Source organism: Aerococcus sp. HMSC10H05 (genome assembly GCF_001806975.1).
Taxonomy (GTDB): Bacteria; Bacillota; Bacilli; order Lactobacillales; family Aerococcaceae; genus Aerococcus; species Aerococcus viridans_B.
Genome location: NZ_KV786958.1, coordinates 1 through 21,122, shown reverse-complemented (window position 1 = coordinate 21,122; position 21,122 = coordinate 1). Strand labels below are relative to the sequence as shown.

Below are 21,122 nucleotides of genomic sequence, written 5' to 3'. Positions count from 1 at the left end.
AATACCAATTAAAGAAATATATATGAACTTTTCTATCTTACAAGCCCATTATAAGTTAAAATAGGAAGGAATGCTAAAGAAAGAGGGATACGACATGTTAAGGATTGATGCCGCAGTACTACATATTTTCGATACGAATACTAACGAGCCCGTCCTATCACAGACACTTTTGGACCATAAAGAACAATACATGGTGGAATATATCGAAAAGATGATGAGCAAAATCATGTACACAGCGCAACAAAAGGTAGGAAAACTACCTGATAGAAGTCCTGCTAAAGAAATTTTAGTGGGTATGAATCAATCGGAAAATTTCTTGCATGGTACACAAAAGTTGACCAACCGTTTCTTCAATTTCACCAAATTAAATCCGGATATTAAACCAGCAGATTTGTTGTGGACGGGATTTTGGCTAGATGAAGCGTATTTTGTGGGTATGTTTAAATTAAACCATAATGAGTCTTATACCCACTATGTTGAATATGATCAAGATAATTTAAAGAATGATCTAATCATTAATCGTGCGATTTTACCAAGTCCAACCCAAGCGATTGACGAAGGATTTCTATACTGTATGGAAACAGAAGAATATTTCTTAATCGAGAAGAAGCATCTCATTGAGGAATATGGTGAACGAATAAATTATCTGAGCGAAATTTTTCTAGATATTCAAACCAATCCAAGTATGAAAGAATCGGTTAATATCATCAAAAAGGCGGTTGCTAAAACTGCCAAGAAATTTGGAGAAGATGACTATCAAGATTTAGCTGAGGTGAAGCAGATCCTTCATGATACGATTCATGAAAATCAAGCTATCGATAATCAAGCAATTGCTGAAGTGATGTATGGTGATAATTTCTCACGTAAACAAGCTTACTTCGAAGAAACCAATGAACAAGGTTTAGCTGATGAAACACCCTATATGCCAGAATTACTGGGCAACAATATGCAAAGACAAAAATTCAAGTTTGAAAATGGCATAGAATTATCCATTCCACTAGACTTATTTAATGACCCAGAAGTAGTGGAAATTAAAAATAATCCAGATGGGACACTATCAGTTGAAATCAAAAATATTGAGAAAATCAAAAATATGTTCTAGTTACTATTGGATTAAAGAAAGGGTCTAGTAAATATGTGGCAAAAGCTGAAAGCGTTAGGTTGGCGGTCTGCCTTAATCGTATTCTTTATCGTTTATATGATGACAATCTTGTTTGTACCAAATCCAGAGCAATTTCAAACGGCTTTTCGCTTTATCTTTGCAGCCATTATTATGGTTGGATTTGTCTTTGAACTTGAAAACAGACGAAAAAATAAATAAGCAGTAGATCGTTAAAAAATATAAGGGGATGTGCGCTAAGTATCGCATCCCTTTTTATCATTTTTCGTATATGTCGTATAGTCAATCATCACTTCGTTCATTCACCCCATTAGACTAAGCTTGTAAAAAATGCGGTTCATTGACAACACTTTGAAGAGGGGTAAAATAATGATAGTGAAAATAATACAAGTAGAGAGGGTTTTTAGATGAAATATAATGACACTTGGGACTTAAACGCCATGTATCAAGGCGGGGTAACAGGTCAAGCATTCAAGGAAGCTTTAACTAGTTTAGTTGAAAAGCGTGATGCTTTAATCAAGGTGATGCAGGCTTTTGATGTGAATGTAGAAAATGCATCCGTCACTTTTGCAGATATCATTGATCAAGCTGATCAGTATTTAAATGAATATACAACCTTAATGACTTATGCCCAAATGGCTAGTGACGCAGATATGCGTGATGAAGCCGCTTCAGCAGCGATTAATAAGGTAGCGACTTTAAACCAAGCTTATGAAATTGCGCGTAAAGGTTTAAATAAACAATTGGCGACTCTTTCAGATGCTGCATTCCAAGATTTTTTAGCGGAACCACGCTTAGCGGAAATTGCCTTTATCCTTGAAGAAGCGCGCCGCGATGCTAAACGCTTGTTAGATGATCAAGCAGAAGCCCTTTTATCAGAATTACAAATCGATGGTTTATCAGGCTGGTCAAATACCTATTCTACTACCGCTTCAGTGATGACGATTTCGGTTGACCTGGATGATGGCCATCATGATTATTCTGTGGGACAAGCGATGAATAATATGTATGCTGACCCAAACCCTGAAAATAGAGCGAAGATTTTTGCTGCTTGGGAAGAGACATTTGCTCAATATGGTCCGGTGTTTGCGGATGTATTAAATCATTTAGCTGGTTACCGTTTAACTACTCAAAAAGCGCATGGCTACGCTGACTTCATGGAAGAACCATTAGAATATAACCGTATTCAAGCTGAAACTGTCGAAGCGATGTGGCAAGCTGTTGCAGACAATAAAGATATCTTTGTACAGTTTTTAAACCGTAAAAAAGCGTTGCTTGGTCTAGATGAATTAAACTGGCAGGACGTTGACGCACCGCTAAATTTCCCAGATACGAAACCAACAACCTTTACTTATGATGAAGCAGCGGACTTTGTGATAGAAAACTTTAGAACTTTTGGAGATAAGCTAGCAGACTTTGCCCAATTAGCTATCGATAAACGGTGGATTGAAGCAGAAGATCGTCCTGGTAAGCGTCCAGGGGGCTACTGTACAGAAACTATTAATGAAAATGAAACGCGTATTTTTATGACTTTTACTGGTTCAAGAAATGATACGTCGACGCTAGCGCATGAATTAGGCCATGCTTTCCATTCAGAGGTATTAACTAGTGAAGCACCATCCAACCAGGCTTATGCAATGAACGTAGCAGAAACTGCTTCAACTTTTGCAGAAACCATCGTGGCAAATGCGAACTTAAAACAAGCTAAAAATAAGTCTGAGCGTCTACAGTTATTAAACGCTAAAATGGAAAATGCCATTGCTATGTTTATGAATATCCGCGCGCGTTTCTTGTTTGAAACAGCCTTTTATACTGAACGTCAAGAAGGGTTTGTTTCAGAGAGTCGTTTAAATGAGTTAATGGTTGCAGCACAAGAAGAAGCATTTGGTGGAGCTATTCATGACTTACATCCACACTTCTGGGCCAGCAAGTTACATTTTTTTATCGATGATGTACCTTTCTATAACTTCCCATACACATTCGGCTATATGTTTAGTTTAGGGATCTATGCTGAATACTTGAAAGCACCTGAAGGGTTTGAAGAACGTTATATTGCCTTATTAAAAGATACCGGTCGTATGACAACTGAAGATTTAGCGATGAAACATTTAAATGCTGATCTAACGAAAGCAGACTTCTGGCAAGCAGCGATTGATTTAGCGGCTCAAGATGTGAAAGAATTCTTGGCTGAGTCAGAAGATTTAATCTAAACAATTCATATAAGGTCATTCTAAAAGCAGGTGAGAGTATATTTCCTTTACCTGCTTTTTACAAACCATTGAAGTTGTGCATGTTATAATTGATTGAATAATGATATTTGTGGAGATGGGAAAATGACGACTGCAGTAATTGGCGCGATTATTGGTGACGTAGTGGGGTCACGGTTTGAACGGCACAATCATAAGGACAAAGCATTTGAACTATTTACTGAAAAGAATCGGTTCACTGATGATACAGTGATGACCTTGGCGGTTGTAGATGCACTTATGGACATGACCAGTCAAAAGTTGCAGCTAGGTCAAGATGATTCGGCAATTCAAACGCTGATGATAAGGTCTATGCAAAAATTAGGTAGCGCTTATCCGTTGGCTGGCTATGGCTTAAACTTTTCTAAGTGGTTACGTTCAGATAATCCAGAACCTTATGGCTCATACGGAAACGGAGCGGCCATGCGTATTTCACCGGTAGCTGATTTAGATTTATCAAGTCAAGACCGCGATTATTTGGTGAATTTGATTACGTCAGTTTCCCATAATTCCAAAGAAGGTATATATGGTGCGCAGGCTATGGCAAAAACAGTTGTGACTGCTAAATCAGTGGAAGATAAGGCGATAATTGTTAGCAAAATGGCTGATTTTTATCCACTTGATTTTAGCTTGGATGAGATAAGGCCAACTTACAAATTTGATGTTTCTTGTGCCGGGTCTATCCCAGTAGCCTTTCAAGCCTTTTTGGAAAGCAATCATTTTGAAGATGCCATCCGCAATGCGGTATCAGTAGGCGGAGATTCAGATACAATCGCCAATATGACAGGGGCTATAGCCTCAGCTTATTATCAGGATATACCGGATGATCTTGTAATGAAAACACTGACCTATTTACCGGATGATTTGCGGACAATTTTCACTAAATGGCAATCATTTATTGGATAGGAGGATAATGATGACAATTTTTGATGATATTAAACAAGAAATTATTGATGATCCTTATAATAAAGATTATACAGACCGAGGGATTGATCCCGTTTTCTATGCTTCAAAAAATGCCCGAGTGGCCATTATTGGGCAAGCACCGGGTAAGAAGGTTGAGGAAACCCAAATCTTCTGGAATGATCAGTCTGGAGACCGTTTAAGGGATTGGATGGGCGTTTCAAGAGAGACCTTCTATGAGACTGACCTCATTGCCCAATTACCAATGGATTTCTATTATCCAGGTAAAGCCAAAACAGGAGATAAACCGCCTAGAAAAGAATTTGCGGAAAAATTTCATCCCCAAATTTTGAAAGAAATGCCAGACCTAGAAACAATTATTTTAATCGGTAATTATTCACAGAAACATTATTTAGGAAAAGAACGGCAAAAAAACTTAACAGAAACGGTTAGACACTACCAAGATTATTTACCCAATTACTTTCCGCTAGTGCACCCATCGCCCTTAAATCAACGGTGGATGAAAAAGAATCCTTGGTTTGAAACTGATGTACTACCAGACTTTAAGAAATTGATAGCGAAGTATATTCAAGCAGATTAGGTTATGGATAAAAAAGTAGGATGATGATATCGCAGTATAAGCAATTGAGTATTTTAGATACTAAATAGTAGCTAACTTACAGCATGCTAAAAAGAGACATTACAATTTCCTTTTATTAAACGTTAAAGAAGACGGTGTGAAAGGATAATTACTCTTATCATAAAAGCAAAAACTGGTGTACTGTTATCAGTAAAACACCAGTTTTTTATTGACTTTATTACCTTTCAACCAGTTAAATATCTAAACTGATTACAGGTCCAGCTGGAATAATACCATTCGGATTGATGGTTGGATGACTACCGTAGTAGTGGTGTTGGATATGGTAAAAATCAACTGTGTCAGATATACCTGGCATGTTGTAAATTTCACGCGTATAACGCCAAACATTTTCAAAGTCAGTTAAATGTTTAATATTGCATTTAAAATGACCATAGTAAACATGCTCAAAGCGGATTAGTGTTGGGAACAAGCGGATATCGGAAGTAGTAAATTGATCACCCAATAAGAATTTATTGTTGGCTAAGATACCATCTATTTTTTCTAGGGCGTCAAATACATGACCAACTTCTTCTTCATAAACAGCTTGATCTGTTGCGAAACCTGCTTTATAGACACCGTTATTAATATTTGGATAGATGTAATCATCCATTTCTTTGATTTGGTCACGCAGTGCTTCAGGATAGTAATCACCTTCAATAGCACCAATATCATCAAAGGCAGTATTGAACATCAGCATAATTTCAGACGATTCGTTATTCACAATCGTATCATTTTGCTTATAGTATAAAACTGGTACAGTTACACGACCCGTATAGTTAGGGTCAGCGTGCGTATAAACTTGGTATAGGAAGTCAGCATTTAAGATAGGATCAGCAATAACCCCTTGATCTGGCGCAAAAGTCCAGCCATTTTCCAACATAATTGGATTGACAATCGAAATGGAAATCATGTCTTCTAGACCCTTTAATTTGCGCATCATTAAAGTACGACTAGCCCAAGGACAAGCTAAAGATACATACAAGTGATAGCGTCCTGGTTCTGCCTTAAAGCCACCTTCACCTGATGGTCCAGGTGAGCCGTCTTTAGTCACCCAATTTCTGAATTGAGAATCTTTCCGGACGAAACGTCCACCTGTTGATTTGGTATCATACCATTGGTCCTTCCAGACCCCGTCTACTAATAATCCCATTCTTTCATCTCCTTTTAGAACTAATATTTCGATTTCAAACTAATATACACCTATTGTAATATAATGACGTTGATTTCTCAAGCAATAGCGGTTGACTAATATTAGAATAGTTATTCGTAGAACACGAACTATTGAAAAATAGGCATCCGTTGATGACTAACAAATAAAAGTTAGCTATACTTAATTGGACTGGTATCAAATTATCCGTTTAAATCATCATGAAAAGAGGCTTAATCATTGCGATACGAATCACTTCAAGCAAAGTTACCCCTAGCACCCGCAGGCGAAATGGTGTTAGGATTAGCATCAATGAAACAATTAATGGCTCATTTTAACCATCCAGAAAACGAACTACCAACGATTCATATTGCTGGAACTAATGGTAAAGGGTCTACAGCTAAAATGCTTAGTACGATCCTAGAGCAGGCAGGCTATAAAGTCGGCTTATTTACTTCTCCATCATTGGTAGACTTTAACGAACGGATTCAAATTAATGGCAAGCAAGTGACGGATGACCAATTGATGAAACAAGTTGATCGGATGACAGCAGCCTTAGCACCTGATGAATACTATACTGAATTTGAAGTATTTACTGGACTCGCTTGGTTGGTCTTCGAAGCTGAAGAAGTAGACTTTGTCGTCTTAGAAGTTGGCTTAGGCGGGAGATTAGATGCAACCAATATCATCGAGAAACCACTGGTCACCGTTATCACAAAAATTGCTTTAGATCATCAGAAAATTCTCGGCAACACTTTAACAGAAATTGCTGGTGAGAAAGCAGGTATATTAAAAACTGGCGTTCCCTTAGTCGTCTATCCACAAGTTGATGAGGTAAAACAGGTCATCGCACATCAAGCTGACCAGCTTCAAGTACCTATACATGAAGTCAAACCAGCCGATATTGAACTAGTAGGTTACGATAGCCTGGGATTGCAAATTTTCAATTATAAAGGACACCAGTATAAACTCAATTTACAGGCACCTTATCAGGTGAATAACGCCGCCCTAGCAATTGAAATTACCTATGCCTTGAAAGCACAAGGCATCACCATTTCAGACCAAGCTATCCAACAGGGGCTTATGACAGTTACTTGGCCAGCACGTTTTGAACAAGTTGCAACAAATCCGGCCATTATTATAGATGGCTCACATAATATGGATGGCATCCTGTCATTGAAGGAGGCACTTTTAACCCATTATCCAACTGAAAAAATAGGGAAAAGAGTAGCGATTATGGGCATGTTAGCCGATAAAGATGTCGTACATGTTGTCAAAGAGATTGCGCCCATCTTTCAAAAGATTATTACAGTTACCCCTCATTCAAATCGTGCCTTACCTGCTGAGGCATTAGCCACTATGGTGGAAAAAACTGGCGTAACTGTTGCACTGGCTGAGTCAGATCAGGCAGCCTTAGCAATGGCAATAGCAGATTTAAATAGCGAAGATGTCTTATGTATATTTGGTTCATTCTATTTTGTGGGCTATCTTCGAGAGATGATTCAAAATAAGGCATAAAAGTATAGTAGAACATTAAAAAAAATGGAAAAAGGTGACAAAATGGACACGAAACGAATTGAAAAAGCAGTCAGAGAGATATTGCTTGCTATTGGCGAAAATCCGGACCGTGAAGGGTTAGTTGAAACCCCTGAGCGAGTAGCTAGGATGTATGCAGAGGTATTTGATGGCTTAACTAGAGATCCTAAAATACATACAGAAAAAACATTTTCTGAATCAGCATCAGAATTTGTGTTGGTAAAGGATATCCCTTTTCACTCAACATGTGAGCACCACTTATTACCGGTAATTGGCCAAGCACATGTCGCTTATATTCCAAAAGACGGTCAAGTTATTGGTTTATCTAAATTGGCTAGGATTGTAGAAGATTTTGCCTTAAGACCACAATTACAAGAGCGGTTGACCAACCAGGTCGCGGATGTATTAGCAAATGAATTAGGGGCTGAAGGGGTTTATGTAGTCCTTGAAGCAGAACATATGTGTATGACGCTAAGAGGCATTAAGAAGCCGGGTAGTAAAACGGTTACCTATGCAACACGTGGTGTTTATAACGATCGTGACCGCCGTCAAGAGGCTTTAGATATGATGCAATTATAGTAGAAAGTTTGTGAGTAGATGTATATTAAACGATTAAATAAAACCTTCAATTTCCCAAGCGACCACACTTGGATCATGGGCATTTTAAATGTGACGCCTGATTCATTTTCGGACGGTGGTGCGTATCTCGCTTCAGATGATATGATTGCCCAAGTGAAGAAGATGGTGTCAGAGGGAGTAGATATTATTGATGTAGGCGGGGAATCAACCCGCCCAGGTCATGTACCAGTAATCCTTGAAGAAGAATTAAAGCGAGTTGTGCCGGCCGTGAAGGCTATACGTGAAGTATCAGATGTTATCATTTCAGTGGATACTTGGAAAGTTGAAGTAGCCCGTCAAGCCTTAGAAGCTGGCGCAGACATTATCAATGATCAATGGGCAGCAACTAGAGAACCTGAAATTGCGAAGGTTTGTGCTGACTTTGATGCCCCCTTGATTTTGATGCATAACCGTGAAACATATAAACCCTATCAAAATATGATGGATGAAATGAAAAGGGACTTACAAGCATCTATTGAGATTGCCCGTAAACAAGGTATGCGTGATGACCAATTAATTCTTGATCCAGGGGTTGGGTTCGCAAAAACAGCGGATGACAACTTGTTGGCAATTCAAGGATTACAAGAATTAGCTAGCTTTGGTATGCCTATCCTTTTAGCCACTTCAAGGAAAGGGTTCTTAGGGAAATTAGTGGATGTGCCGGCTAATGAGCGGGACGTAGCTACTGCAGCTACTACTGTTTCGGGTATTTTATCGGGTGCTGATATGGTTCGTGTCCACAATGTGAAAGTAAACAAGGAAGCAGCGGTAGTTGCGGATGCCATTAAACGTGGACAAGTAGCGCCCCTAGCGCGATGAGGAGGAAGTCAGATGGCAACAAGGGACAAAATATATTTAAATAACCTGCAATTCTACGCCAATCATGGCTTGTTAGCTGAGGAAACAACTTTAGGACAACGTTTTAATGTGGATGCTGTCTTAACTGTTGACTTAGGTCCAGCTGGGCAATCAGACAATATGTACGATTCGGTGTCTTATGCTGATGTTTATACTGTGATTGAAGATGTTGTGGTCCATCAACCTCCAGTAAAATTATTAGAGCGGTTAGCTCATAAATTAGCAGTACGCATTTTATCTGACTTTTCTTTTGTTGAAGCAGTAACCATTAAAATAGTAAAACCTGATCCGCCAATTCGTGGCATCTATGATAGTGTTGCAATTGAAATCCAACGTGACCGTGCATGGTTTGACCAAATAAATGAGGTGAAATAAAGATGCAACGTGACATATTAATTGCCTTAGGATCAAATATCGCCCCTAAATTAGATCACTTAAAAAATGCAGTAGCAGCTTTTAAACAGCATGAATCAATGGTAGTGAAGAGCATTTCACCAATTTATGAGACTGTGCCTAAAGGTTATCTTGACCAAGAAGACTTTTTAAATATGGTTATTCATATTCAAACAGATTTAGATGAAGATAGTTTATTAGTTTTTTGTCAAAAGATTGAACAGGATCAAAAGCGTGTTCGAACAATTAAAAATGGTCCCCGCACCATCGATGTAGATATTTTACTTATAGACGAAGAGATTATTGACACACCAGACTTACAAGTACCGCACCCACGGATGCATGAACGTGCTTTTGTCTTATGTCCGGCAGCTGATATCGTTGGTTCATGGCAGGTCCCTATTCTAGGGCAATCAGTTGTTAGTTTACGCGACCAACTACCACAAGCGGAAAGAGACGATGTCCGGATTTCAGGATTCAGATTAGCGCAATAACCATTGGCAATAAATGCTGATTAGGAAGGAGAAAGAATGGGTAAAATTGCCTTAAGTATTGTACAGAGTGTAGATGGATATATCGCTGACTCAGATGATCAGTTTGATTTTATTGAAGGTATGCCAGGTCCTCACTTAAAAGATATCTCAACGGGTGATTCACCGTATGCACTCGAAACCTTTTTCGATATGTATGACTTGATTGTAATGGGACATCAATCTTATAAAATTGGTTTTGCAGCAGATTTCCCAAGTAAAACGATTTATGTGGTGACAAATGAAAAACGACCTAATGAGGGGAATATCCATTTTGTCAAACCAGGACAAATTGTGAAATTAATGTTGGCAAAGAAAAAGCAAGGTCACCATATTTACTTATATGGTGGGGGAATTGTATTGAAACCATTTATGGCAGCAAATGCGATAGATGAGTACATTATTGGGACTGTACCGATTATCTTAGGTAAAGGTAAACCTTTATTTTATGAATTAAATGAAAGTATACCTTTACAATTAGACCAAGTTGATGTGATAGGTGGCCTAACCATTCATATTTATCATAGACGTTAAGGAATACGAATATTTTTAACTGTTTTAGAAATGAAGAAGGATAGATATATAATCCATATATACCTTATATTAGGGCGGGTATATATGAATAGTTGTTTTGCGTCGAAATTTGTTTAAGTATCCAAAAAAGGTGTGGTTTATTCAGCAACCCCACCTTTTTTATTTATGTGAATGAATTGTATGGCGTTATACTTGGTTAAATTCTTCAAGTTCGTAAGCACCTTTAGCATAGACAACATGGGCATAATGGCCATAATCTAAGTCTTCTTTAAGGTCAAATTCAGCTAGTACTTCATGTAAGAAGAAGCGTATAGGCATGTCGTGGCTAATGATTAAAACATTGATATCTTGTTTTTGGGTTTCCATACCGACTTCTAAGGCATCGTCATGGATATCCAACATGGCTTCTTCAATACGATGCCAAAATGTAATAAAGTCTTCTGAATTTCCCTCTTCGTCACGTGCAACAAGATTTTCAATAATCAATGGCACGTATTGGGTGGAAGGGATTTGATTGATACGCATGTCGTCAACCAATTGACCAATGGACTTTGGCCATACCTTTTCAATATCTTGATCTTCTAAACCACCAAAATTGTATTCTCTAAAACCTTCAACTGGAAAAAGTTGAATATCATGATCTTGTTTCATTAAAATGCGTTCACCAGTTTCAATACACCGGTCTAAATCACTTGTATATGCTAAATCAAAAGGGATGTCTGCTAGAGTATCAGCTACTTGGTCTACAACACGCATACCAGTACGTGTGACTGGTGAATCCGTCCAACCTTGAATGCGTTGATCTGCATTAGCGGTTGTTTCACCGTGGCGGACAAAGTAATAATGGATAGCTGCCATTTTATTCACTCCTCTCATATTTTAAAATTCGATGTTAACTTTATTCTAGCATAATAAACGATTTATGAAAACGATTTCTAAATGAATGGTGGTTTTAACCTAAAACTAGCTTCATTCAGTTGCGAGAGTTATTCACACACTTAGTTCAATAAAAGCGAACACTCCTGATTGAAAACTCGTGGGCAATTTGTTATTTACTATCAGAAATTCGTGCTAGAATGAACGGTAGAGATGAATGCCATAGGAATTGGCAGAAAAATGAGGAGTGTTCTGATTGACAAAAGTAGCAAAAGTATTTACTGATGAAGAAAAAATTAAAATTTTAAGTGATATTGTGGCGATTGAGACTGTTGACCGTAATGAAGAAGATGTGGCGAACTATTTAGCGGCTTTATTAGACGAATATGGTATAGAGTCAAAAGTAATTCCAACAGGGATTCCTGGTCGTGCGAACTTAATAGCAGAAATTGGTTCAGGTTCACCAGTTTTAGCAATTTCTGGTCATATGGATGTCGTATCTGCTGGAAATGCAGAAGCTTGGACGTCTGATCCTTATACGTTGACGGAACGCGATGGCAAATTATTTGGCCGTGGTGCAACAGATATGAAGGGCGGACTAGCTGCACTAGTGATTGCCATGATTGAAATTAAGGAACAAGGTTTACTTGAGAAGGGTACTTTACGACTATTAGCGACTTATAACGAAGAAAATGGTGCGGTTGGTTCTATTCAACTGGAGGATGCTGGATATCTGACAGATGTTGATGCGATTGTGATTGGAGAACCAACTACAGGTATGATTCATCCATCTCATAAAGGATCAATGAACTTCGTCGTATCTTCACGCGGTAAATCGGTTCATTCTTCTAGACCTCGTGGTGGGATAAATGCAATTGACCCATTAATGGACTTTGCTTTAGCATTTAAAGAAGCTTTCAGAGAAGCAACTAAGGACATTAGTTTTGGTCAATTAGATTTTTCACCTGTATTAAACCTATACGGTGCAGTTGAAGGGGATGAAGCTGGTAATCAAGAATTAGATCAATTATTGAAACAACCAACTTTTAACGTGACTGTATTCCGTGGTGGTGATCAAGTGAATACGATTCCTGACCATGCGGAAGTTGTCTTCAATATTCGTACTGTACCTGAATTTGACAATGAAGCTGTAAAAGGTGTTTTTAATAAGGTCTATCAAGCATTCTTGGATAAAGGTGCAGATTTTGATTTACAACTCACTCTTGATTTAAAACCCCTAAATGGTGGCGTAGATTCAGATTTAGTTCAATTAACGAAAAGCTTAGGTGCAACATATTTAAATCAAGACCTAGCTGTAGTGCCAATGACGGGAGGTACTGATGGTGCAAACTTTGTGGCTAATAAACCTGCTGGTTATCCGATTATTATTTTTGGTCCAGGTTCAACAACATCACATCAAATTGATGAATATGTGGACAAAGATGAGTATCTAACATTCGTTAACTTATATATTGACTTGTTAGCTACTTACTTAGAAAACAAATAAAACAGTTTTAAAAGCTATGACATGTTGGTCATGGCTTTTTTCATATAGCCAGTATAATTGTTTAGATTAGTGCACTATGGTATTTGTCGCATATAATGAATATCTTTGTTAAAATATGAAGGAGACTGTTGCGATTACCGCAACAAATAAACGTTGGAGATCACATAAAATAAGCTAGGGGAGTATCACATATGGTAGAACATAATTTAGAAGAGACTCAAGAATTTGCTGCAATAGGCAAAACACTTCAATCTATAAAGGTTGGAGATACTTTTCGGGTAACTGAATCTATCAGAGAGCGAGATGTTTTGTTATATATGGGGGTAACTGCTGATTCAAATCCCGCATATCTACAACAAACGTCACATAAGGCAGGACTTACACCGGATGATGTTGTGGTACCACCAATTGCCTTAATGGGCATTATCACCCGTACGGTATCTATGAACTTCCCTGGACCTGGGTCACGTTTAGTAGAAATGAATATTAACATTATTCACTCGATTCCACATAATTCAATCATTACTTTTGAATTTGAAGTTATTCGTGTAGAAGAATTAAAACAATTTGTGACAATTCACTGTATAGGGAAGTATACCAATGCGACTGACGACGACCGTGTATTAGACGCTATGTTAACCGTTTTACCACCACAAGAGCACCTAAAAAATGATACGGATACGATTGATGCAGGTGTATTCCAACGAATTTCAGGAGGCGACTCAATTGAGTATTAATAAAGAAAAGAAGAAGCTTGTCCTTTTTGACGGATCTTCTCTAGCTTTTCGTTCTTTTTTTGCTATCCATAATATTTATTCATTTGTAAATAAGAATGGTATGCATACCAATGCCTTATTTGCTTTTCATGAAATGATGAATAATATTTTGGAAAAAGAACAGCCAACGCATGCCTTAGTGGCTTGGGACGCTGGAAAAACGACTTTTAGAAATGAATTTTTTGATGAATATAAGGGTGGGCGTCAATCAACACCATCTGAATTTAGAGAGCAAATGCCATTTTTCAATGTTTTATTAGATGCTTTTGGTGTTGCCCACTATGACTTGACCAATTATGAAGCTGACGATATTATCGGTACATTTGCGACATCTGTTGATCCTGAAGAGTTTGATGTTGTGGTGATTTCTGGAGACAAGGATTTAACGCAGTTAGCACGTGATAATGTTCGAGTGGATATCACTCGAAAAGGAGTATCGGAACTACGGTCTTATACACCGGCTTCTATTATGGAAGAGATGGGTATTACACCTGAACAAATTGTTGATATGAAGGGATTAATGGGTGATTCTTCAGATAACTACCCAGGTGTAACTGGGATTGGTGAAAAGACAGCCTTAAAACTACTTCATGAATATGGATCAATGGAAGCTATATATGAACAAATTGACGACATGAAGAAATCAAAACGTAAAGAAAATCTTATCAACGAAAAAGACAATGCGATTCTTTCAAAAAAATTAGCTCGTATTGAACTGAATGCACCAGTAACGATTGAACTAGCTGACCTACCATATAAAGGTAAACAGCTTGAACCCTTAATGTCATTTTATAAGGATATGAACTTTAATGGATTTATGTCACGCCTATTAGAAAATTCAAACCAAGCTGACTTATTGACAGAAGATTGGAAGGATGTGGATTATACATATGTGGCATCGGTTGAAGATTTAACAACAGATCATTTCCCAAGTGAACCGGTCCAAGATGGTTATGCGATATATCTGGAAAACTTGAGTAAAAACTATCATGATTCAGATATTGTGGCTGTTGCCTGGACAAATGGGTCAAAAATCTTTGCTGGTGATGCAAGCTTATTGCAATCCGACTTGTTTAAAAACTGGTTAACGGATGAGAAGATGACGAAGGTTGTCTTTGATGCGAAGCGGACAAAAGTGATGTTGGACTATGTAGATATCGACTTTGTGGGTGTTGTAGATGATGTCTTAATTGGTTCATATTTATTACATGCTCGTGATAACTCCAATGACTTAGCGGAAGTTGCTCGTGAATTTGATATGGAAGATTTATCTTATGATGAGTCCATTTACGGTAAGGGTGCTAAACGTAGTGTACCTGAAGATCAACAAACTATGTATGATCATATTGCGCGTAAAGTCTATATGATTGCACGATTACAAGAAACGATTCGTCCACAATTAGAAGCCAATAAAATGACTGATCTATACAAAAAAATGGAGTTACCATTGGCATTGGTGTTGGCTAATCTAGAAATTCTGGGTATTTCCGTAGATAAGGCGCAATTAGTCACGATGCAAGCGGAATTCCAAGAGATTATTGATGGCCTTGAAGCGGATATTTGGAAAGAAGCAGGCCGTGAGTTTAATGTGAATTCTACTAAGCAATTAGGGACCATTCTGTTTGAAGATATGGGCTTACCGGTGATTAAGAAAACAAAGACTGGTTATTCTACTGCTCAAGATGTCTTAGAGAAACTAGCAGGACAAGCGCCTATTATCGATTTAATTTTAAATTATCGTCAGTTGAACAAACTACAATCAACATATGTTGAGGGGTTACAAGGATTTATCCACGATGATGGTAAAATTCATTCTCGTTTCCAACAAACCTTAACGTCAACTGGACGATTGTCATCAGCTGATCCGAATTTACAAAATATTCCGATTCGTTCTGAGGAGGGACGGAGTATCCGTAAAGCTTTTGTGCCAAGTCATGATGATTGGGTGATTTTCTCAAGTGACTACTCACAAATTGAATTACGGGTTTTAGCGCATATTTCAGGTGATAAGCATATGCAGGAAGCTTTTAATAACCATGAAGATATCCATACATCTACAGCTATGAAGGTTTATAACGTAACAAGAGACGAAGTAACACCTAATATGAGACGAAATGCGAAAGCAGTAAACTTTGGGATTGTCTATGGTATTTCTGATTATGGATTGAGTCAAAACTTGAATATTTCTCGACCAGAAGCCAAAAACTTTATTGATACTTATTTGGAGAATTATCCAGGTGTTCAAGCTTATATGACAGATGTCGTTGAAAAAGCTAAGGAAGATGGCTATGTAGAAACACTCTTTAATCGTCGACGCTATTTACCAGACTTGCATGCGAAGAACTTTAATGTGCGGTCGTTTGCGGAACGAAATGCGATGAATACACCGATTCAAGGAACGGCAGCTGATATTATCAAAATTGCTATGGTGAAAATGGATGAAGCACTTAAAACAAATAAGTTAAAAGCGAATTTGTTATTACAAATCCATGATGAGTTGGTCTTTGAAGTACCAAAAGATGAAATTGAAACGCTAGAAAAATTAGTCACAGAAATTATGGGATCAGCAGCCCAACTAGATGTGCCGTTAGAAATTGAGTCGAATTATGGCGCAAGCTGGTACGAAGCAAAATAACGATTGGTAAGAGGTGCAGTTCATATTGAATAGCACCTCTTTTCATCCTCTCTAAGATAGGCGTTTAAGCCTAGTTAGCTACTGGAAAGATTTGTCTGTCTACTATCTTTCCAATATGTGTATTTTGCATTAAAATAAGTGAAGGAGTTACGTTAGAAAGTGGTGGAGTGATGCCTGAAATGCCAGAAGTCGAAACTGTTCGACGTGGTTTAGAAGAAATTGTTGTTGGAAAGACAGTAGCATCTGTGACGGTAACTTGGCCGAGAATTGTGCAAGCTGAAGGTGGACTCGAAGCCTTTGAAAACCGTATGCCAGGTCAACAATTGATGAAGGTTGGTCGTATTGGTAAATTTTTGCTTTTTTATTGGACTGATGTTGTTTGGATAGCACATTTACGGATGGAAGGAAAGTATTTGTATGAAAAGCAAGACACCCCTGTTGATCCCTATACACATGTTATCTGTCACTTAACAGATGGCAATGATCTCCGTTATAGAGATGTGCGCAAATTTGGTCGCATCCATATGGTCGATAAGGCGGATACAGACGCAGCAATCGCACAATTAAATTTAGGACCAGAGCCAGCGGACTTAAATTTTGAAGATTTCAAAGCAAGGTTAATGCGGACAAAGCGGCCAATTAAAGCGGTATTATTGGATCAGTCTGTTGTTGCAGGGATTGGTAATATTTATGCAGATGAAATCTTGTATGAAGCAAAAGTACACCCACAACAAATTGGCGCATCTTTATATGATCATGAAATCACAGCTATTATTGAAGCTAGTCGTGACATTATACAAGCAGCAATCGCAGTTGGTGGCACGACTATTCGTACTTATACGAATACTTTTGGTGAGAATGGTCATTTTGCCAATTATTTAAAAGCATATGGTCAAACAGATAACCCTTGCCAACGGTGTGGTACCCCTATTGAAAAGATAAAAGTGGCACAGCGAGGGACACACTATTGTCCACATTGCCAAACGATACATGAATAAATTACTATTAAATAGAAAAGTTAATAATGGAGGTCTTATGAGTCATATTTTAGGACTAACCGGCAGTATTGCAACAGGTAAATCAACAGCAAGTAAATTCTTTAAGACAGCAGGTTTTCCAGTGATTGATGCCGATTATGGTGCCAGAGTGGTGGTTGAACCTGGTCAACCAGGGTTAGAAGCAGTAAAGCAACATTTTGGGGATGATATTGTCTTTCCAAATGGTGTATTGAATCGCAAAAAATTAGCCAAGATTATCTTCAGTGATGATAAGGAACGTGAAAAATTAAATGAATTGTTACACCAACCTATACGTGACTGGTTGGATAGTCAAAAAGATAAATATGAGGCTATTGGGCATGAGTTGATTGTGATGGATATCCCCCTATTATTTGAGCATGGCTTTGAAGATACTTGTGATCAAATTATGGTGATTTATGTGTCAGAAACCATTCAATTAGACCGGCTAATTAACCGTGATCATCTAACGCCGGTTGAAGCATTTCAACGCATGACGAGTCAAATGTCGATTGAACGGAAAGTGATGATGGCAGATGTAGTAATTGATAATACTGGTTCAATTACAGATACACATCAACAATTAGATGCTTGGCTTGGCATTTCTGGTTTCCAACCGCTTAAATAAGGGGGATATCAGGCTTTGTGCTATAATGAATCGAGAAATTATTCACGTATATAAAAATGAAAGTAGAGGTGCTAAATATATGCAATGTCCAAATTGTGGTTCAACTAATTTAAAAGTAATTGATAGTCGACCAGCAGAGAATAATCGATCTATTCGTCGACGTAGAGAGTGTCTAGATTGTGGTGCTCGTTTTACAACTTTTGAACGGATTGAAAGAACACCATTGTTGGTGGTCAAACGTGATGGAACGAGAGAAGAATTCTCACATGAGAAAGTTTTGCGTGGGTTGATTCGTTCGGCAGAGAAACGACCTGTATCGGCAGATCAACTTGAAAAGCTAGCCCAAGATGTGGAATCTGAATTACGATCTCGTAGTCAAAATGAAGTGCCAGCTTCTGAAATTGGGGAATTATTAATGGCGGCTTTGCCGGATATTGATGAAGTAGCTTATATCCGTTATGCTAGTGTATACCGCCGATTTGAAGATCCAACTGTTTTTTTAAGAGAAATTGAACGATTAAGAGGCCGGAATGCACAAAACGATCATGATGATCAGTTTCATCCAGTAGACAATGCAGATGATGCTAAAGATTTAGACGAGGACATAGACTAAAATATGCTTTAGAAGGGAGGGTAATCATAATGGCATACCCATGGCAAAATTTAGATCCAAAAGGGTTTGTGCAAATTACCCAACCTCACTGGATTTCAGATATCGACCAACAAGTTTTACTACATTTGTATCAACCAATTATCGGTGGCACAGCTTATGCATTTTACCAGACACTTTATGCCAATATTCAATTAGGGGATTTCGTCTCACGACCGTTACGCCATTTTGACTTAATGGAACAAATGGTGGTCGGTAAAGAGCAGTATGTGAAGGCCAGACGTCGTTTGGAAGCAATTGGCTTACTGCAAGTCTATGAAAAAAGTGACCATCATAGTCAAGATGAAGTGACGACAATTTTTCAGTTACAAGCTCCTTTAGATAGTAAGCATATTTTTTCTGATCCAATTATGTCTAGTTTACTAATGGATCGTTTAGGCCAAGACCGATATCAATTCATGCTCGATAAGTTTTCAGCTAAGAAGCCAGTTGAATTAACGTCAACAGACTGGACTGAAGTGACCGCTACTTTTCAAGATGTCTATCGATTACCAAGTCAGTACTATCCCATTTCAGATGAAATTGAAGCTAGATTGATGCAAAAAAATCCAGCTACTAAAGCGACTACCTTAACGAGTTCAAGTCTAGATATGACTACTTTGAAAGAATTACTACAGTCGTCTTTTATTTCTGAAAAAGCGATTACAGATGAAGTGAAGGAAATGTTTATAACCCTACATCAACTTTATGGATTTGATGAAGTAGATTTAAAAGAATTGGCATTATCAGCTACAGATTTACGGACGAATCAAATCGATGTTCGCAAATTGCAGCGATTAGCTTTAAATCAATCTAGCCAGCAAGCTGGTCAAGAGGGTGAAGAGCATGTAGAAAGAACAAAAGCTCGCTTAACAGACCGGATTACTGTTAGTGAGACAGCCAAGCGACAGCAAGTTGATCAAGCAGATCAAGTATGGTTAGAGAAAGGCCTAACACAAGAAGAATTGTCATTTTCCAAATTGGCGAGAAACTATCCCCCAATTGCCTTTGCGAAGTCAATTAAGGAACAAAAAGGTGGTTACTTAACGAAGTCTGAAGGAAAAGCAATCACGGAATTGATTGAATTGGGTGTGATTCAGCCTGCAACCCTAAATGTGATGGTGCAATTTTGTTTAGTGGAACTTGAGCAGCCCCGGTTAACTCGTTCCTACTTGGAAAGTGTTGCGGATGATTGGCGTCAAAATAAGGTTATTGAGCCTGAAGAGGCCATGATATACCTGAAACAACGTAAACAAAAAAGTGCTGAAAATTATGAAAAACGACAAAAAAATCGGATCGCCAAGGGGCGTTACCAAACACAAAAGGCTTCTGTTAAGCCGAAATGGTTAGATCCTGATTCAAGACAGGATAAATACCAAAAGCCGGTAAGTGCACCAAAAGTGAATAAACAAGACGCATCAAAAGAAGCGACAACTAAACAAGAAAATAAAGCATCTCTAAGTGCGCAAGAAGCTGAGATTCAACAATTGTTGCAATCATTAAATACAAAAGAAGGTGAGTAAGTATGGCTGATAATAAACAAATGAAAAATGTAGGAGACTCGCTTAAACAACAATTTAACCGCAATCCGATTTTCAAGGAACGACAAGCTAAAATCGAAAGCATTGTCCAAAATGACCCAGATGTGCAGGCTTTTCTTGCAAAATATCAATTAAATTTTGAAGATGAGATTGTGAGAAAATCATTCTCAAAATTATATGAATTTGCACGAGAAAATGGGAATGATGCGCTAGGACAAAAGAAGTTTATCCAATATGCACCTAATTTAATAATGAATGTTAACTACATTGATGTAGATTACCATCCTACTGAAGCTTTTATTCAACAACAAGAAGCGGAAGAATTGAACAAGCGTGTCACCATGGTATCTATGCCCAAAAGTTTGCGGTCAGCATCTTTTGAAAAGATGACAACAGATGACTATCAAGATCGTTTTGAAGCAATTCAAAAAAGTCTACAATTTATTTCAGCCTATACAAGTAAACCGAATATCTATCATAAAGGTTTGTATTTACATGGCCAATTTGGTGTTGGAAAAACGCACATCCTAGCAGCTTTAGTCAACACTCTAGCTGAGCATGGGGTGAAATCTACATTAGTTCATTACCCAGAACTGTTGGTAGATCTGAAATCACGTATTCGCACGAATACAGTAGATCAAAGGGTAAATGAGATTAAACAGGCAGAAGTTTTAGTGTTGGATGATATTGGTGCTGAGTCAAATAGTGAATGGGTAAGAGACGATGTCCTAGGTGTGATTTTACAGTACCGGATGCAAGAGCAATTATCCACTTTCTTTACCTCTAATTTCTCAATGGCAGAGTTGGAAGAATTTTTAACAACTACTCGAGAAGGTGTCGATGTGGCCAAATCCGCACGTATTATGGAACGTATTAAATATTTAAGTGAAGAAATTTATGTTGGAGGTAGAGACCGTCGTAACGGTTAATACCTTCTTTTTTTGGTTCTATGATAAATAGTGTTGGTGG

At 38.0% G+C, this 21,122-nt stretch carries 21 protein-coding genes; 19 read left to right on the top strand and 2 right to left on the bottom strand.

Annotation, left to right across the window (positions count from 1 at the left end; translation table 11 throughout):
* Positions 1-94 precede the first annotated feature (94 nt).
* The 5 genes from HMPREF3116_RS01970 (at position 95) to HMPREF3116_RS01950 (ending at position 4,870) form a co-directional block, all read left to right on the top strand.
* A complete protein-coding gene (locus tag HMPREF3116_RS01970) occupies positions 95-1,102 on the top strand; it encodes a nucleoid-associated protein (protein ID WP_070467352.1) in 1,008 nt (335 codons plus the stop codon).
* A gap of 33 nt (positions 1,103-1,135) precedes the next feature.
* The gene (locus HMPREF3116_RS01965) at positions 1,136-1,321 is read left to right on the top strand and encodes a hypothetical protein (protein WP_070467350.1); all 186 of its coding nucleotides are present in this window, start codon (positions 1,136-1,138) and stop codon (positions 1,319-1,321) included.
* Between the two features lie 206 nt (positions 1,322-1,527).
* Entirely contained in the window at positions 1,528-3,330 is a 1,803-nt protein-coding gene (locus HMPREF3116_RS01960) for a M3 family oligoendopeptidase (protein ID WP_070467348.1), read from the top strand.
* A 123-nt stretch (positions 3,331-3,453) separates the two neighbouring features.
* Complete coding sequence (locus HMPREF3116_RS01955) at positions 3,454-4,272, top strand: ADP-ribosylglycohydrolase family protein (RefSeq protein WP_070467346.1); 819 nt, start codon at positions 3,454-3,456, stop codon at positions 4,270-4,272.
* Between the two features lie 10 nt (positions 4,273-4,282).
* Positions 4,283-4,870 (top strand): uracil-DNA glycosylase family protein, encoded by a 588-nt coding sequence (locus HMPREF3116_RS01950; protein WP_070467344.1) that lies wholly within the window; start codon positions 4,283-4,285, stop codon positions 4,868-4,870.
* Positions 4,871-5,102: 232 nt separating this feature from the next.
* Here the strand turns inward: HMPREF3116_RS01950 and HMPREF3116_RS01945 are convergent, their stop codons facing one another.
* Positions 5,103-6,059, bottom strand: a complete 957-nt coding sequence (locus HMPREF3116_RS01945) for a glutathione S-transferase family protein (RefSeq protein WP_070467343.1) — start codon at positions 6,057-6,059, stop codon at positions 5,103-5,105.
* Positions 6,060-6,296: 237 nt separating this feature from the next.
* Here HMPREF3116_RS01945 and HMPREF3116_RS01940 point away from each other — a divergent pair, with 237 nt between their 5' ends.
* The 6 genes from HMPREF3116_RS01940 to HMPREF3116_RS01915 are packed head-to-tail and all read left to right on the top strand — an operon-like array spanning position 6,297 to position 10,525.
* Positions 6,297-7,574 carry a bifunctional folylpolyglutamate synthase/dihydrofolate synthase gene (locus HMPREF3116_RS01940; protein WP_070467341.1) on the top strand — a complete coding sequence of 426 codons (1,278 nt, stop codon included), beginning with the start codon at positions 6,297-6,299 and terminating at the stop codon, positions 7,572-7,574.
* A 42-nt stretch (positions 7,575-7,616) separates the two neighbouring features.
* Positions 7,617-8,171, top strand: a complete 555-nt coding sequence (gene folE, locus HMPREF3116_RS01935; protein ID WP_070467388.1) for a GTP cyclohydrolase I FolE — start codon at positions 7,617-7,619, stop codon at positions 8,169-8,171.
* 18 nt (positions 8,172-8,189) lie between these two features.
* Entirely contained in the window at positions 8,190-9,029 is an 840-nt protein-coding gene (gene folP / locus HMPREF3116_RS01930) for a dihydropteroate synthase (RefSeq protein WP_070467339.1), read from the top strand.
* Positions 9,030-9,041: 12 nt separating this feature from the next.
* The gene (gene folB / locus HMPREF3116_RS01925; RefSeq protein ID WP_070467337.1) at positions 9,042-9,443 is read left to right on the top strand and encodes a dihydroneopterin aldolase; all 402 of its coding nucleotides are present in this window, start codon (positions 9,042-9,044) and stop codon (positions 9,441-9,443) included.
* 2 nt (positions 9,444-9,445) lie between these two features.
* Complete coding sequence (folK, locus tag HMPREF3116_RS01920) at positions 9,446-9,955, top strand: 2-amino-4-hydroxy-6-hydroxymethyldihydropteridine diphosphokinase (protein ID WP_070467336.1); 510 nt, start codon at positions 9,446-9,448, stop codon at positions 9,953-9,955.
* A gap of 36 nt (positions 9,956-9,991) precedes the next feature.
* Positions 9,992-10,525 (top strand): dihydrofolate reductase family protein, encoded by a 534-nt coding sequence (locus tag HMPREF3116_RS01915; protein ID WP_070467334.1) that lies wholly within the window; start codon positions 9,992-9,994, stop codon positions 10,523-10,525.
* A gap of 186 nt (positions 10,526-10,711) precedes the next feature.
* Here the strand turns inward: HMPREF3116_RS01915 and HMPREF3116_RS01910 are convergent, their stop codons facing one another.
* Positions 10,712-11,383 carry a histidine phosphatase family protein gene (locus HMPREF3116_RS01910; RefSeq protein ID WP_070467332.1) on the bottom strand — a complete coding sequence of 224 codons (672 nt, stop codon included), beginning with the start codon at positions 11,381-11,383 and terminating at the stop codon, positions 10,712-10,714.
* A gap of 274 nt (positions 11,384-11,657) precedes the next feature.
* Between HMPREF3116_RS01910 and HMPREF3116_RS01905 the strand changes: the two genes are divergently transcribed.
* The 8 genes from HMPREF3116_RS01905 to dnaI all read left to right on the top strand — a co-directional run bounded on the left by HMPREF3116_RS01905 (position 11,658) and on the right by dnaI (position 21,082).
* Positions 11,658-12,908 carry an ArgE/DapE family deacylase gene (locus HMPREF3116_RS01905; RefSeq protein ID WP_070467331.1) on the top strand — a complete coding sequence of 417 codons (1,251 nt, stop codon included), beginning with the start codon at positions 11,658-11,660 and terminating at the stop codon, positions 12,906-12,908.
* 191 nt (positions 12,909-13,099) lie between these two features.
* Complete coding sequence (locus tag HMPREF3116_RS01900; RefSeq protein WP_070467329.1) at positions 13,100-13,645, top strand: hotdog family protein; 546 nt, start codon at positions 13,100-13,102, stop codon at positions 13,643-13,645.
* Positions 13,635-16,319, top strand: a complete 2,685-nt coding sequence (polA, locus tag HMPREF3116_RS01895) for a DNA polymerase I (RefSeq protein ID WP_148129213.1) — start codon at positions 13,635-13,637, stop codon at positions 16,317-16,319. The genes HMPREF3116_RS01900 and polA overlap by 11 nt, the downstream gene beginning before the upstream one ends.
* A gap of 170 nt (positions 16,320-16,489) precedes the next feature.
* Positions 16,490-17,317 carry a DNA-formamidopyrimidine glycosylase gene (gene mutM / locus HMPREF3116_RS01890; protein ID WP_070467326.1) on the top strand — a complete coding sequence of 276 codons (828 nt, stop codon included), beginning with the start codon at positions 16,490-16,492 and terminating at the stop codon, positions 17,315-17,317.
* 37 nt (positions 17,318-17,354) lie between these two features.
* Positions 17,355-17,963 carry a dephospho-CoA kinase gene (gene coaE, locus HMPREF3116_RS01885; protein ID WP_070467324.1) on the top strand — a complete coding sequence of 203 codons (609 nt, stop codon included), beginning with the start codon at positions 17,355-17,357 and terminating at the stop codon, positions 17,961-17,963.
* A 79-nt stretch (positions 17,964-18,042) separates the two neighbouring features.
* Entirely contained in the window at positions 18,043-18,576 is a 534-nt protein-coding gene (nrdR, locus tag HMPREF3116_RS01880) for a transcriptional regulator NrdR (RefSeq protein WP_070467386.1), read from the top strand.
* A 29-nt stretch (positions 18,577-18,605) separates the two neighbouring features.
* Positions 18,606-20,135, top strand: a complete 1,530-nt coding sequence (locus HMPREF3116_RS01875) for a DnaD domain protein (RefSeq protein WP_246819017.1) — start codon at positions 18,606-18,608, stop codon at positions 20,133-20,135.
* Between the two features lie 2 nt (positions 20,136-20,137).
* Positions 20,138-21,082: a primosomal protein DnaI gene (dnaI, locus tag HMPREF3116_RS01870; protein WP_083272717.1), complete on the top strand. Its 945-nt coding sequence runs from the start codon at positions 20,138-20,140 to the stop codon at positions 21,080-21,082.
* Positions 21,083-21,122: the final 40 nt, after the last annotated feature.

Excerpts from the sequence above, each read along its gene's own strand:
- HMPREF3116_RS01950 (WP_070467344.1), top strand. The coding sequence starts at position 4,283 with ATGACAATTTTTGATGATATTAAACAAGAAATTATTGATGATCCTTAT.
- HMPREF3116_RS01970 (WP_070467352.1), top strand. The coding sequence starts at position 95 with ATGTTAAGGATTGATGCCGCAGTACTACATATTTTCGATACGAATACT.
- folE (WP_070467388.1), top strand. The coding sequence starts at position 7,617 with ATGGACACGAAACGAATTGAAAAAGCAGTCAGAGAGATATTGCTTGCT.
- HMPREF3116_RS01875 (WP_246819017.1), top strand. The coding sequence starts at position 18,606 with ATGGCATACCCATGGCAAAATTTAGATCCAAAAGGGTTTGTGCAAATT.
- HMPREF3116_RS01915 (WP_070467334.1), top strand. The coding sequence starts at position 9,992 with ATGGGTAAAATTGCCTTAAGTATTGTACAGAGTGTAGATGGATATATC.
- mutM (WP_070467326.1), top strand. The coding sequence starts at position 16,490 with ATGCCTGAAATGCCAGAAGTCGAAACTGTTCGACGTGGTTTAGAAGAA.
- folB (WP_070467337.1), top strand. The coding sequence starts at position 9,042 with ATGGCAACAAGGGACAAAATATATTTAAATAACCTGCAATTCTACGCC.
- HMPREF3116_RS01910 (WP_070467332.1), bottom strand. The coding sequence starts at position 11,383 with ATGGCAGCTATCCATTATTACTTTGTCCGCCACGGTGAAACAACCGCT.
- nrdR (WP_070467386.1), top strand. The coding sequence starts at position 18,043 with ATGCAATGTCCAAATTGTGGTTCAACTAATTTAAAAGTAATTGATAGT.
- HMPREF3116_RS01900 (WP_070467329.1), top strand. The coding sequence starts at position 13,100 with ATGGTAGAACATAATTTAGAAGAGACTCAAGAATTTGCTGCAATAGGC.
- HMPREF3116_RS01960 (WP_070467348.1), top strand. The coding sequence starts at position 1,528 with ATGAAATATAATGACACTTGGGACTTAAACGCCATGTATCAAGGCGGG.
- HMPREF3116_RS01945 (WP_070467343.1), bottom strand. The coding sequence starts at position 6,059 with ATGGGATTATTAGTAGACGGGGTCTGGAAGGACCAATGGTATGATACC.
- folP (WP_070467339.1), top strand. The coding sequence starts at position 8,190 with ATGTATATTAAACGATTAAATAAAACCTTCAATTTCCCAAGCGACCAC.
- HMPREF3116_RS01955 (WP_070467346.1), top strand. The coding sequence starts at position 3,454 with ATGACGACTGCAGTAATTGGCGCGATTATTGGTGACGTAGTGGGGTCA.
- folK (WP_070467336.1), top strand. The coding sequence starts at position 9,446 with ATGCAACGTGACATATTAATTGCCTTAGGATCAAATATCGCCCCTAAA.
- dnaI (WP_083272717.1), top strand. The coding sequence starts at position 20,138 with ATGGCTGATAATAAACAAATGAAAAATGTAGGAGACTCGCTTAAACAA.
- coaE (WP_070467324.1), top strand. The coding sequence starts at position 17,355 with ATGAGTCATATTTTAGGACTAACCGGCAGTATTGCAACAGGTAAATCA.
- HMPREF3116_RS01965 (WP_070467350.1), top strand. The coding sequence starts at position 1,136 with ATGTGGCAAAAGCTGAAAGCGTTAGGTTGGCGGTCTGCCTTAATCGTA.